We start from the raw sequence: 13,284 nt of genomic DNA on the forward strand, positions 1-13,284 counted from the left end.
TATATATAGCGTGGCCTTATCAGGGCGCGGCTACATTTATTTGCATATTCTGCGCCTGAGGCCCCCGCCGTTCATCTCGACTTCTTTTCAGGAACCTTCCGATTCATGGGCAAATCTCTGGTCATCGTGGAATCGCCGGCCAAGGCCAAGACGATCAACAAGTATCTGGGCAACCAGTACGTGGTGAAGTCGAGCATCGGCCATATCCGCGACCTGCCCACCAGCGGCTCGGCCAGCAAGGAGCCGGCCAAGCGCGGCAAGGCTGCAGCGGCCGAGGCCCCGGCGTTGTCACCCAAGGAAAAGGCCAAGCGCCAGCTGTTCGCGCGCATGGGCGTCGATCCCGAGCATGGCTGGAAGGCCCAGTACGAGATCCTGCCCGGCAAGGAGAAGGTGATCGAGGAGCTGCGCCGCCTGGCCAAGGATGCCGACACCATCTACCTCGCCACCGACTTGGACAGGGAAGGGGAGGCGATCGCCTGGCACCTGCGCGAGTCCATCGGCGGCGACGAGGGCCGCTACAAGCGCGTGGTGTTCAACGAGATCACCAAGAAGGCGATCCAGGAAGCCTTCTCCCAGCCCGGCGAACTGGACATCAACCGGGTCAACGCCCAGCAGGCCCGGCGCTTCCTCGACCGTGTGGTCGGCTACATGGTCTCGCCGCTGCTGTGGGCCAAGATCGCCCGCGGCCTGTCCGCCGGCCGCGTGCAGTCGGTAGCGGTCAAGCTGGTGGTCGAGCGCGAGAAGGAGATCCGTGCCTTCGTTCCGGAAGAGTACTGGGAGCTGCATGCCGACCTGGCCACTGCGCAGCAGGCCGCGGTGCGCTTCGAGGTGGCCCGCCACAAGGGTGAGGCCTTCAAGCCGCTCAACGAGGCCCAGGCCATGGCCGCCGTGGCCGCGCTCAAGGCTTCCGCCTATCAGGTGGTCAAGCGCGAGGACAAGCCGACCTCGTCCCGCCCGGGCGCCCCGTTCATCACCTCCACCCTGCAGCAGGCGGCCAGCACCCGCCTGGGCTTCGGGGTGAAGAAGACCATGATGATGGCCCAGCGCCTGTACGAGGCCGGCTACATCACCTACATGCGTACCGACTCGACCAACCTGTCGCAGGACGCCATCGACATGGCGCGCGGCTTCATCGAGGGCGAGTTCGGCCAGCAGTACCTGCCGGCCAAGCCGAACCTCTACAGCAGCAAGGAAGGCGCTCAGGAAGCGCACGAGGCGATCCGCCCGTCCGACGTCAACCTGCGGCCGACCCAGCTGACCGGCATGGAGCGCGACGCCGAGCGCCTCTACGAGCTGATCTGGCGCCAGTTCGTCGCCTGCCAGATGCCGCCGGCCGAATACCTGTCCACCAGCGTCACCGTCAAGGCCGGCGACTACGAGCTGCGCGCCAAGGGCCGCATCCTCAAGTTCGACGGTTTCACCCGCGTGCTGCCGGCGCAGAGCAAGCCGGGCGAGGACGACGTGCTGCCGGAGATGGCCCAGGGCGACAGTCTCGAGCTGCTCAAGCTCGACCCGACCCAGCACTTCACCAAGCCGCCGGCGCGCTACTCGGAAGCCAGCCTGGTCAAGGAGATGGAGAAGCGCGGCATCGGCCGGCCGTCGACCTATGCGGCGATCATCTCCACCATCCAGGACCGCGGCTACGTGACCCTGCACAACCGCCGCTTCTACGCCGAGAAGATGGGCGAGATCGTCACCGAGCGCCTGGCGGAGAGCTTCGCCAACCTGATGGACTACGGCTTCACCGCCGACATGGAGGAGCACCTCGACGACGTCGCCCAGGGCGAGCGCGAGTGGAAGCACCTGCTCGACGAGTTCTACGGCGACTTCAGGAAGAAGCTCGAGTCCGCCGAGGCCAGCGAGGGCGGCATGCGCGCCAACCTGCCGACCCTCACCGACATTCCGTGCAAGGAGTGTGGCCGGCCGATGATGATCCGCACCGCCTCCACCGGCGTGTTCCTCGGCTGCTCCGGCTACGCGCTGCCGCCCAAGGAGCGCTGCAAGGCCACCGTCAACCTGGTGCCGGGCGACGAGATCGCCGCCGACGACGAGGGCGAGTCCGAGTCCCGCGTGCTGCGTGGCAAGCACCGCTGCGCCAAGTGCGGCACCGCGATGGACGCCTACCTGCTCGACGAGAAGCACAAGCTGCATATCTGCGGCAACAACCCGGACTGCTCGGGCTACGAGATCGAGGAAGGCCAGTACCGCATCAAGGGCTACGAGGGGCCGAGCCTCGAGTGCGACAAGTGCGGCAGCGAGATGCAGCTCAAGACCGGCCGCTTCGGCAAGTTCTTCGGCTGTACCAACGCCAGCTGCAAGAACACCCGCAAGCTGCTCAAGAGCGGCGAGGCGGCGCCGCCGAAGATCGACCCGATCAAGATGCCGGAACTGCGCTGCGCCAAGGTCGACGACGTCTACGTGCTGCGCGACGGCGCCTCGGGGCTGTTCCTCGCCGCCAGTCAGTTCCCCAAGAACCGCGAGACCCGCGCGCCGCTGGTCAGCGAGCTGATCCCGCACAGGGAGGAACTGGATGCCAAGTACCACTACCTGCTCTCGGCGCCGCAGCAGGACCCGGACGGCCGCCCGGCGGTGATCCGCTTCAGCCGCAAGACCAAGGAGCAGTACGTGCAGAGCGAGGTGGACGGCAAGCCCAGCGGCTGGCGTGCCTTCTACGCCGACGGCAAGTGGCAGGTGGAAGACAAGCGCTGACCCCGTCGCGCTGATGCGGAGCCGGCCGGTGCGTGCAGACGCCCCGGCCGGTTTCGTTTGGCGCGGCGTATACTGGGGATTCTGTCGAGGAGTCCACCCATGGCCAACGAGCTGTATACCCGCACCAACCAGAAGATCTACTTCGCCAGCCTGGCGCTGGACGCCTGGCGCGCCGCCGAGGCGGCCCGGCCGCTGAACCTCACCACCCAGGTGCAGGCCGCCCGCGAGAGCGCGCTGTTCCACCTCTACGGCGCGGTGCTGGGGCTGTGCCACGAGATCGCCGGCTACTACCGCCTGCCGCAGGCGGGAGCCGCCCGGGTCGAGCTGCTGCTCAGTCGCGAGGTGCTGGAGGCGGCGCCGAGTCCGGAACTGGCCGAGCTGGTCGAGCTGGCGCAGGAGCGGCAGAGCTGGCTGGGGCAGTTGCTGGCAGCCTGGCGCGCCCTGTTCGAGCCGCCGCGCGAGGCGAAGAAGGCCAAGGTCGATCCGGCCCTGGCGCTGATCAGTGCAGTCGATGTCGGCACGCAAGAGGAGGCTGAGCTGGATCTGGCCACGCTGGTCGACTGGCAGCAGCGCATCAAGCAGCTGGCGATGCGTTTTCGCGAGGGCATGAGCGAGTGGTGAGCGCGCCGCGCCGCCTGTCGCGGCGCTAGGGTGTGACGCCCGGCACTGCTACAATGCCGGCCTTTTTTCGCGGAGCACCCACCCATGCCGACATCCTTCCTGGAAATCGTGGAATTGCCCGATGGCCGTATCGTCCTGCGTCGCGGCGACGATGAGGAGGCGCTGGTGACCCTCGAGTTTTCCGAGGAGGCCAAGGCCTTTCTGCAGGGGCAGCACATCGAGGTGGCCAAGGCCATGTTCAACCTCGGGGTGCAGATGGCCGGCAGCATGGCTGACGGCGACTACGAGCACGAGTACGGCGAGGAGCCGCGCGTGCTGCACTGAGGCGCTGCCTCTCCCGGCGCAGCCCGCAGGCTATCCTGCGGGGCCTCCCCCCGGCCGGGCTTCAGCGGCGGATCACGCCGACACTCAGACCTTCGATGGCGAACTCCTGATCCGGCTTGTCCAGGTCGATCACGATCGGGGCGAACTCGGGGTTTTCCGCCAGCAGCTGCACGCGCTTGCCGCGGCGCTGGAAGCGCTTCACCGTCACCTCGTCGCCGATCCGCGCCACCACGATCTGCCCGTTCGTCGCCTCGCGGCAGGCGTGCACGGCGAGCAGGTCGCCGTCCAGGATGCCCACGTCCTTCATGCTCATGCCGCGCACGCGCAGCAGGAAGTCGGCGCGCGGGTGGAAGAACTCCGCACTGATCCGGCAACTGTCCTCGATGTGCTGTTCGGCGAGGATGGGCGCGCCGGCGGCGACCCGGCCGATGATCGGCAGTTCGCCCTCGCGCAGCGCCGGCTCGGCATCGGGGATGCGGATGCCGCGCGAGGCGCCGGGGATCATCTCGATGGCGCCCTTGCGCGCCAGCGCCCGCAGGTGTTCCTCGGCGGCGTTGGGGGAGCGGAAGCCCAGCTGCTGGGCAATCTCGGCGCGGGTCGGCGGATAGCCGTGCTCTTCCAGCCAGCTCTTGATGAAGGCCAGGATCTCGCCTTGGCGCGGGGTCAGTTTCTGCATGGGCCGGGCTCTGTCTTTATATCCAGTGGCTGGAAGTATATACAGGGCGGCGGTGCAGGCAAGCTGTTTGCCCCGTCTGACGCGCCTCTCTGGCGGACGAACGGGCGGCTGGCCATACTTGAAAGAGTGATAGATTGAAACCAAGGTTTCAAACGGCTGTTCGGTCAATGGGAGTGGTCATGGTCCAGTCGGAGACGGTCGAGCGTATTCTCGATGCGGCTGAGCAGTTGTTTGCGGAAAGGGGCTTCGCGGAAACCTCGCTGCGGCTGATCACCAGCAAGGCCGAGGTCAACCTGGCGGCGGTGAACTATCACTTCGGCTCCAAGGAGGCGCTGATCCAGGCCGTGTTCGTGCGGTTTCTCGGCCCGCTCTGCCTGCGTCTCGAGCGCGAGCTGGATCGTCGCCAGGGGCAGGCCGCCAGCCTCGAGGAGCTGCTCGAGCTGCTGGTGGCGCAGGCGCTGGGAGTGGCCGGGAGCAGTGCCAAACTCACCGCCTTCATGCGCCTGCTGGGCATGGCGATACGGCAGAACCAGCGCGAGCTGCACGCCTATCTCGGCGGCCTGTACGGCAAGGTGTTCCGCCGCTACCAGCAGCTGCTGCAGGAGGCGGTGCCGGGCATCCCGCCGCTGGAGCTGTTCTGGCGCGCGCAGTTCATGCTGGGCGCGGCGATCTTCAGCATGGCGGGCATCCAGGCGCTGCGCGGCATCGCCCAGGCCGACTTCGGCACGGACACCTCGACCGAGCAGGTGCTGGAGCTGATGGTGCCGTTCCTGGCCGCCGGCATGCGCTCCGAGACGGTGCTGGCCGATCCGGCGCTGATCGCCGCCCGCCGGCGTCCGCGTCCCAGGACGAACAATCACGGCAACTAACCCGTGGGTGCCGGCGGCGGGTGGATCGGCTAAGCTAGCGGCCCCATGACTGCCGCCACCGCCATGCTCGATCTGCTGCACATTTCCATCGCCGACCAGTGCCTGTACGGCTTCGCCGGCGGCGCCCTGCGCCTGCGCCTGCCGGTTTCCACCGCGCTCAACGGCCCGGGCGAGCGCCAGGGCTCGGGCTGCACGCCGCGCGGCCGCCATCAGGTGCGCGCCAGGATCGGCGCCGGCCTGCCGGAGGGCGCGGTGCTGGTCGGCCGGCGCTGGACCGGCGAGATCTGGTCGCCCGCGCTGGCGGCGCAGTTTCCGCAGCGCGACTGGATCCTCACCCGCATTCTCTGGCTGAGCGGCTGCGAACCGGGGCGCAACCGCCTCGGCGGCGTCGACACCTTCCGCCGCTACATCTACCTGCACGGCACCCCGGACAGCGAGCCGATGGGCGAGGCGCGCTCGCACGGCTGCATCCGCCTGCGCAATGCCGACCTGGTCGAGCTGTTCGAGCGGGTGCCGCTGCACTGTTCCGTGATCATCGACGAGGCACCGCAGCCGCAGTGGCGGCTGGCCGCGCTTGCCTGAGGAGTTTCCATGTCTGGTTCGCTGATGCTGGATATCGCCGGCACCTGGCTGAGCGCCGAGGACCGCCACCTGCTGCGCCAGCCCGAGGTGGGCGGCCTGATCCTGTTCGCCCGCAACATCGAGCACCCGCAGCAGGTGCGCGAGCTGTGCGCGGCGATCCGCGCCATCCGTCCCGATCTGCTGCTGGCGGTCGACCAGGAGGGCGGCCGGGTGCAGCGCCTGCGCCAGGGCTTCGTGCGCCTGCCGTCGATGCAGGCGCTGGCCGCCGCGCCGGATGCGCCGCGCCTGGCCGGGCTGTGCGGCTGGCTGATGGCCACCGAAGTGCTGGCGGTGGGGCTGGACTTCAGCTTCGCCCCGGTGCTCGATCTCGACCACGGGCGCAGCACGGTGATCGGCTCGCGCTCGTTCGGCAGCGACCCTGCGCGGGTCAGCGAGCTGGCCGCGGCCTTCATCGCCGGCATGCGCGCGGCCGGCATGGCCGCCACCGGCAAGCATTTCCCCGGCCACGGCTGGCCCGAGGCCGATTCGCACGTGGCCATCCCGCGCGACGAGCGCTCGCTGGACGAGATCCGCGCCTGCGATCTCAAGCCCTTCGTCGCCCTGGCGGCGCAGCTCGACGGCATCATGCCGGCCCACGTGATCTACCCGCAGGTCGACGCGCAGCCGGCCGGCTTCTCGCGGCGCTGGCTGCAGGACATCCTGCGCGGCGAGCTGGGCTACCGCGGGGTGATCTTCAGCGACGACCTGAGCATGGCCGGCGCCCACGTGGCTGGTGCTGCCGATGCGCGGGTGGCGGCGGCGCTGGATGCCGGTTGCGACATGGCGCTGGTGTGCAACGACCGTGGTGCCGCCGAGCTGGCGCTGACCTATCTGCAGCGGCGCGGTGTGCAGCCGGCCGCGCGCCTGGCGCGCATGCGCGCGCAGGCCTGGCCGGGCCAGGATTACCGGAGCCAGCCGCGCTGGCTCGAAGCGGTGGGCGCGCTGCGCGCCGCCGGACTGATCTGATCTTGAGGAGAACTGGATGAGCGTTGTAGCCATCATCGGCGGTACCGGACTGACCCAGCTCGAAGGGCTGGCCATCCGCGAGGCCGTCAGCCTAGACACGCCCTGGGGCAAGCCGTCGGCCGAGGTGCTGCGCGGCGAGTTCGGCGGCCGCGAGGTGCTGTTCCTCGCCCGTCACGGCCATCCGCACCGCATCCCGCCGCACCAGGTCAACTACCGCGCCAACCTGTGGGCGCTGAAGGAGGCCGGCGCCGAGGCGATCCTCGCGGTCAACGCGGTGGGCGGCATCCACGCGGCCATGGGCACCGGCCACTTCTGCGTGCCGCACCAACTGATCGACTACACTTGGGGCCGCGGCTCGACCTTCTTCGAGGGCGAGCTGGAGCACGTCACCCACATCGACTTCAGCCATCCCTACGACGAGGCCCTGCGCCAGCAGCTGATCGCCGCCCTGCGCGCCGAGGGTTGCGACTTCAGCGGCCGTGGCGTGTACGCCTGTACCCAGGGGCCGCGCCTGGAGACGGTGGCCGAGATCGCCCGCCTGGAGCGCGACGGCGGCGACATCGTCGGCATGACCGGCATGCCCGAGGCGGCGCTGGCCCGCGAGCTTGAGCTGCCCTATGCCTGCCTGGCGCTGGTGGTCAACCCGGCGGCCGGCAAGTCGACGGGCATCATCACCATGGCCGAGATCGAGCAGGCGCTGGCCGACGGCATGGGCAAGGTCAAGGCGGTGCTGCAGCGCGTGCTGGCCGGCTGATCGTCCCGTCGCGGCAATGAAAAAGGGCGGCAGATCCGCGATCTGCCGCCCTTTTTGCCGTCCGGGTCCGGCTCAGAGCGGGCTGACGCGGATCAGCGCGCCCAGGCTCGGGTGGTCGAGGTAGGTCAGCTGGCCGGGGATCAGGCGCCGCGCGATCTGCAGGCGCTCGCTGCCGGCGAGGAAGCCCTCGGCGTTGAACCGGTTGACCCAGGTGGTCAGCTTCAGTTCGAGCTGGCGGCCCTGGGCGAGATCGAGCACGCCCTCGACCGGGAAGTGGCCGTCGCGCTCCTTGCCGGTGCTGAAGCGCACCGCGGCCGGGCTGCCGGTGACGTCCTGCTGCCAGGCCTGGTGCAGCAGCACCTGGTAGCCCTTGGCGGCGAGCTTCTCGGCCTCGCCGGTCAGCGCCGGGCTGCGCTGGGCGGTGGCGGGGAGGGCGGCGGCCTTGCCGGCCCAGTCTTCCGGCGCCGGCTGGCTGGCCGGCACCGCCTTTTCCGCCTGGCGGAAGACGATCAGTTCGACCTGGTACAGCGCTTCGGCGAAGGCCGCGGGGGCGATCAGCAGCAGCGAGACCAGCAGGGGGCGGAGCAGTCGGAGCATGGGCATTTCCTTCAGGCAGCGGACGGGGTCAGGCGCTCGAACAGCGCCTCCAGGGTGTTGAAGCGTTGTTCCGGGCGCTCCATCGGCACCACGAACTTGAACAGGGTGGCGCCCTCGAACTTGTAGCGGGTCGGCTGGCCCTGGATCAGCTTGATCAGCGTCAGCGGGTCGACCGGGGTATGCGCGGCGAACTCGATGCGCCCGCCCTGCGGGCCGGCCTCGACCTTCCTGATGCCGAGCTGCTCGGCCCTGAGCTTGAGCAGGGTCAGGCGCATCAGGTGCTTGGTCGGCTCCGGCAGCAGGCCGAAGCGGTCGATCATCTCCACCTGCAGCTCGTTCAGCGCATTCTCGTCGGTGCACGAGGCGATGCGCTTGTAGAGGATCAGGCGGGCGTTGACGTCGGGCAGGTAGTCCTCGGGGATCAGCGCCGGCAGGCGCAGGTTGACCTCGGGGCCGCCGCCCAGCGGCTGTTCGAGGTTGGGCTGCTCGCCCTTGCGGATCGCCTTGACCGCGCGCTCGAGCATCTCCATGTACAGGGTGAAGCCGACCGCCTGGATCTGCCCGCTCTGGCCCTCGCCGAGCAGCTCGCCGGCGCCGCGGATCTCCAGGTCGTGGGTGGCGAGGACGAAGCCGGCGCCGAGGTCCTGGGCGCCGGCGATGGCCTCCAGGCGCTTCTGCGCGTCCTCGGTCATCTGCTGGCGCGACGGGGTGAGCAGGTAGGCGTAGGCCTGGTGGTGGCTGCGGCCGACCCGGCCGCGCAGCTGGTGCAGCTGGGCCAGGCCGAACTTGTCGGCGCGCTCGATGATGATGGTGTTGGCGCTCGGCACGTCGATGCCGGTCTCGATGATGGTCGAGGCCACCAGCACGTTGAAGCGCTTGTGGTAGAAGTCGCTCATCACCTGCTCCAGCTCGCGCTCGCGCATCTGGCCGTGGCCGATGCCGATGCGCGCTTCGGGCACCAGCTCGGCCAGCTCGGCGGCGCACTTCTCGATGCTCGACACCTCGTTGTGCAGGTAGTAGACCTGGCCGCCGCGCAGCAGCTCGCGCAGCAGCGCCTCCTTGATGGTCGGCTTGTTCTGCTCCATGACGAAGGTGCGCACCGACAGGCGGCGCGCCGGCGGGGTGGCGATGATCGACAGGTCGCGCATGCCCGACACCGCCATGTTCAGGGTGCGCGGGATCGGCGTGGCGGTCAGGGTGAGGACGTCCACCTCGCTGCGCAGGGCCTTGAACTGCTCCTTCTGGCGCACGCCGAAGCGGTGTTCCTCGTCGATGATGACCAGGCCGAGATCCTTGAACTTCACGTCGTCCTGCAGCAGCTTGTGGGTGCCGATGACGATGTCGACCTTGCCCTCGGCGAGCAGCTGCTCGGCCTCGCGCACTTCCCTGGCCGACTTGAAGCGGCTCATCACCTCGACCTTGACCGGCCAGTCGGCGAAGCGGTCGCGGAAGCTGTTGTAGTGCTGCTGGGCGAGCAGGGTGGTGGGCACCAGCACCGCCACCTGTTTCCCACTATGGACAGCGATGAAGGCGGCGCGCATGGCCACCTCGGTCTTGCCGAAGCCGACGTCGCCGCACACCAGGCGGTCCATCGGCTTGGCGCTGAGCATGTCGGCGCGCACCGCCTCGATGGCGGCCTGCTGGTCCGGGGTTTCCTCGAACGGGAAGCCGGCGCTGAAGGTCTCGTAGTCGGCGTGCGGGTCGCTGAAGGCGAAGCCCTGGCGGGCGGCGCGGCGGGCGTAGACGTCGAGCAGCTCGGCGGCGACGTCGCGCACCTGCTCGGCGGCCTTGCGCTTGGCCCTCTGCCAGGTTTCCGAGCCGAGGCGGTGCAGCGGCGCCAGGGCGTCGTCGCTGCCGGTGTAGCGGGCGATCAGGTCGAGGCTGGCCACCGGCACATAGAGCTTGGCCTCCTCGGCGTACTCGAGCATGAGGAACTCGGCCGGCTGGCCCTCCACCTCGAGGGTGACCAGGCCGCGGTAGCGGCCGACGCCGTGGTCGATGTGCACCACCGGCGCGCCTTCGCGCAGCTCGGTGAGGTGCTTGATCACGTTGTCGCCGCCGCCCTGGCCCCGGTCGCGGCGGCGGCGCTGCATCACCCGGTGGCCGAACAGCGGGCTTTCCGGGATCAGCGCCAGCTCGTCGAGCAGCAGGCCCTCGTCGAGCGGGGCGATGGTGATCGCCAGACGCTCGCTGTCGGCGGCGAAGGCAGCCCAGCCGTCGACTTCCCTGGGCTTGAGCTTGAGGCGGGCGAGCAGCTCCAGCAGCGCCTCGCGGCGCCCCGCCGATTCGGCGCAGAACAGCACCCGTCCCGGGTACTCCTCGATGAAGCGGCGCAGCGCGGCCAGCGGCTCGCCGGCCTTGGCCTGGATCGCCAGGTCGGGCAGGGCGCGCGCATTGAAGCGCTCGCGGCCGACGCCTGGCTCGAGGTCGCGCTGGTCGGCGACGATGCGCGGCCAGTCCTTGAGACGGGCGAAGCAGTCCTCCACCGGCAGGAACAGCTCGGCCGGCGGCAGCAGCGGCCGCTCGGGGTCGACGCGGCGATCCTCGTAGCGGCTGCGTACCTCGCTCCAGAACTGTTCGGCGGCGTGCTCGATGCCGGGCAGCGAGAACACCTGGGTGTCGGCCGGCAGGTAGTCGAACAGGGTGGCGGTCGCCTCGAAGAACAGCGGCAGGTAGTACTCGATGCCGGCCGGCACCAGGCCGCTGGACAGGTCCTGGTACAGCGGGCAGCGCCGGTAGTCGACGTCGAAGCGCTCGCGGAAGCGCGCGCGGAAGTCGGCCACCGCCTTCTTCTCCAGCGGGAACTCGCGCGCCGGCAGCAGGCGGATCGACTCGACCTTGTCCACCGAGCGCTGGCTCTCGGGGTCGAAGGTGCGCAGGGTCTCGATCTCGTCGTCGAACAGGTCGATGCGGTAGGGCAGTTCGCTGCCCATCGGGTAGAGGTCGATCAGCGCGCCGCGCACGGCGAACTCGCCGTGCTCGTAGACGGTGTCCACGCAGCGGTAGCCGGCCGCCTCCAGGCGCGCGCGCATGTCGTCGACGTCGAGGCGCTGGCCGACGTCCAGCACCAGGCTGGAGCCGAGCAGGAAGCGCGGCGGCGCCAGGCGGTGCAGGGCGGTGGCGATCGGTACCACCAGCACGCCGTGCTTCAGTTCCGGCAGGCGGTAGAGGGTGGCGATGCGCTGGGAGATGATGTCCTGGTGCGGCGAGAACACGTCGTAGGCCAGGGTTTCCCAGTCGGGGAAGTGCAGCACCGGCAGGTCGGGGGCGAAGAAGCGCAGCTCCTCCTGCAGGCGCTCGGCGCTCCGGCTGCCCTCGGTCAGCAGCAGGGTGAAGCGCTGGCTGCGGCTGGCGGCCTCGGCGATGGCCAGGCTCTGGGCGGCGCCGGGCAGGTTGCCCCAGTGTTGTTTGCCGGCGGCGGCCGGCAGGCTCGGAAGACGCAGTACGGTCACGGGCGGCTCTGGATGGCGACAAAGTCCGGATTGTAGCGGGGCCTCGCGCCGACTGTCAGTGCCGCGCGCGGCACGTTGCCCGAAAGCGCTGGCGCCGTCATAATGTAGCCCTTTTTTGTTATCCCCTACATGTGGAAGGTACCGCCCGTGACCCAGAAGACCGACCAGTGCCTTGGTGAGTGGATTGATCGCGAGGCCCTCGCAGAGGCCATGATTCCGCTGATCGGCCAGCTCTACCGCAACAACAATGTGGTGACTTCGATCTACGGCCGCGGCCTGATCAACCGTTCGGTGATCGGCATCCTCAAGGCGCACCGCTTCGCCCGCCAGATCGACGACGCCGAGCTGTCGGTCCATGACACCTTCCCGATCCTGCAGGCCCTGGGCCAGCTGGAGCTGGGCGCCGCCTCCGTCGACCTGGGTCGCCTGGCGGTCAAGTTCAAGCACGAAGGCAACGGCCGCAGCGCCGAGCAGTTCGTGCGCGAGGAGCTGGCCGAAGTGGTCGGCAAGCAGGGCAGCGAGCAGCGCGAAGGCACCGACGTGGTGCTGTACGGCTTCGGTCGCATCGGTCGCCTGCTGGCGCGCATCATGATCGAGAAGACCGGCGGCGGCGACGGCCTGCGCCTGCGTGCCATCGTCGTGCGCAAGGGCGCCGCCAACGACCTGGTCAAGCGTGCCAGCCTGCTGCGTCGCGACTCGGTGCACGGCCCGTTCAACGGCACCATCACCATCGACGAGGAGAACAACACTATCCTCGCCAATGGCAACCTGATCCAGGTGATCTACTCCAACGACCCGACCACCGTCGACTACACCGCCTACGGCATCAACAACGCCATCGTCGTCGACAACACCGGCAAGTGGCGTGACGCCGAGGGTCTGGGCCAGCACCTGAAGTGCCCGGGCGCCGCCCGCGTGATCCTGACCGCGCCGGGCAAGGGCGAGATCAAGAACATCGTCCATGGCATCAACCATGGCCTGATCAGCGCCGACGACAAGATCCTGTCCGCCGCCTCCTGCACCACCAACGCCATCGTGCCGGTGCTGAAGGCCGTCTACGACAAGTTCGGCATCGCCCATGGTCACGTGGAGACCGTGCACTCCTACACCAACGACCAGAACCTGATCGACAACTTCCACAAGGGCGATCGCCGCGGCCGCAGCGCGCCGCTGAACATGGTGATCACCGAGACCGGCGCCGCCACCGCTGCCGCCAAGGCCCTGCCAGTGCTGAAGGGCAAGCTGACCGGCAACGCCATCCGCGTGCCGACGCCGAACGTCTCCATGGCCATTCTCAATCTGACCCTGGAGAAGGCCACCAGTCGCGAGGAGATCAACGAGTACCTGCGCCACATGGCGCTGCACTCGGAGCTGCACAAGCAGATCGACTTCACCAACTCGCCGGAAGTGGTGTCCACCGACTTCGTCGGCTCCCGCCATGCCGGCATCGTCGACGCCGAAGCCACCATCTGCAACGACAACCGCGTCGTGCTCTATGTGTGGTACGACAACGAGTTCGGCTACAGCTGCCAGGTGGTGCGCGTGCTGGAAGACATGGCCGGGGTCAATCCGCCGTCCTTCCCGCGCTGATCCGCGCTGCTGCGGTCTGAAAAACGGGAGCCTCGGCTCCCGTTTTTCTTTTCCGGACAGACACTTGTGAGGGGCTCTTGTATCTGCTTGTTACTGTTTGCCCCA

Annotated in this window: 11 protein-coding genes; 8 read left to right on the top strand and 3 right to left on the bottom strand. The window is 68.8% G+C overall.

The genetic code is table 11. The features are described from left to right. Positions 1-105 precede the first annotated feature (105 nt). The 3 genes from topA (at position 106) to RA210_RS09850 (ending at position 3,654) form a co-directional block, all read left to right on the top strand. Complete coding sequence (topA, locus tag RA210_RS09840; RefSeq protein ID WP_201486319.1) at positions 106-2,709, top strand: type I DNA topoisomerase; 2,604 nt, start codon at positions 106-108, stop codon at positions 2,707-2,709. A gap of 99 nt (positions 2,710-2,808) precedes the next feature. Then, positions 2,809-3,330 (top strand): DUF6586 family protein, encoded by a 522-nt coding sequence (locus RA210_RS09845; protein ID WP_201486320.1) that lies wholly within the window; start codon positions 2,809-2,811, stop codon positions 3,328-3,330. Positions 3,331-3,414: 84 nt separating this feature from the next. Then, positions 3,415-3,654, top strand: a complete 240-nt coding sequence (locus RA210_RS09850; RefSeq protein WP_136488883.1) for a hypothetical protein — start codon at positions 3,415-3,417, stop codon at positions 3,652-3,654. A gap of 61 nt (positions 3,655-3,715) precedes the next feature. Here the strand turns inward: RA210_RS09850 and lexA are convergent, their stop codons facing one another. Further along, positions 3,716-4,330, bottom strand: coding sequence for a transcriptional repressor LexA (lexA, locus tag RA210_RS09855; protein ID WP_136488882.1), 615 nt, complete (start codon positions 4,328-4,330; stop codon positions 3,716-3,718). 179 nt (positions 4,331-4,509) lie between these two features. On the opposite strand from lexA, the gene RA210_RS09860 reads away from it, so the two are divergent. From RA210_RS09860 to RA210_RS09875, 4 genes are all read left to right on the top strand, one after another. Then, complete coding sequence (locus tag RA210_RS09860; RefSeq protein ID WP_201486321.1) at positions 4,510-5,199, top strand: TetR/AcrR family transcriptional regulator; 690 nt, start codon at positions 4,510-4,512, stop codon at positions 5,197-5,199. A gap of 63 nt (positions 5,200-5,262) precedes the next feature. Continuing rightward, positions 5,263-5,781 carry a L,D-transpeptidase gene (locus RA210_RS09865; protein WP_201486352.1) on the top strand — a complete coding sequence of 173 codons (519 nt, stop codon included), beginning with the start codon at positions 5,263-5,265 and terminating at the stop codon, positions 5,779-5,781. Positions 5,782-5,790: 9 nt separating this feature from the next. Next, on the top strand, positions 5,791-6,786 hold the full coding sequence (nagZ, locus tag RA210_RS09870) for a beta-N-acetylhexosaminidase (protein WP_201486322.1): 996 nt from the start codon (positions 5,791-5,793) through the stop codon (positions 6,784-6,786). A gap of 16 nt (positions 6,787-6,802) precedes the next feature. Then, complete coding sequence (locus RA210_RS09875; RefSeq protein WP_201486323.1) at positions 6,803-7,540, top strand: S-methyl-5'-thioinosine phosphorylase; 738 nt, start codon at positions 6,803-6,805, stop codon at positions 7,538-7,540. 72 nt (positions 7,541-7,612) lie between these two features. Here the strand turns inward: RA210_RS09875 and RA210_RS09880 are convergent, their stop codons facing one another. Together RA210_RS09880 and mfd are read right to left on the bottom strand one after the other, a co-directional pair. Continuing rightward, on the bottom strand, positions 7,613-8,137 hold the full coding sequence (locus RA210_RS09880) for a CsiV family protein (RefSeq protein ID WP_201486324.1): 525 nt from the start codon (positions 8,135-8,137) through the stop codon (positions 7,613-7,615). An 11-nt stretch (positions 8,138-8,148) separates the two neighbouring features. Continuing rightward, complete coding sequence (gene mfd, locus RA210_RS09885) at positions 8,149-11,589, bottom strand: transcription-repair coupling factor (RefSeq protein ID WP_201486325.1); 3,441 nt, start codon at positions 11,587-11,589, stop codon at positions 8,149-8,151. Between the two features lie 129 nt (positions 11,590-11,718). Between mfd and RA210_RS09890 the strand changes: the two genes are divergently transcribed. Continuing rightward, complete coding sequence (locus RA210_RS09890) at positions 11,719-13,179, top strand: glyceraldehyde-3-phosphate dehydrogenase (protein ID WP_201486326.1); 1,461 nt, start codon at positions 11,719-11,721, stop codon at positions 13,177-13,179. Positions 13,180-13,284 lie beyond the last annotated feature (105 nt).

The organism is Pseudomonas sp. OF001 (assembly GCF_904426495.1).
Lineage (GTDB): Bacteria > Pseudomonadota > Gammaproteobacteria > Pseudomonadales > Pseudomonadaceae > Geopseudomonas.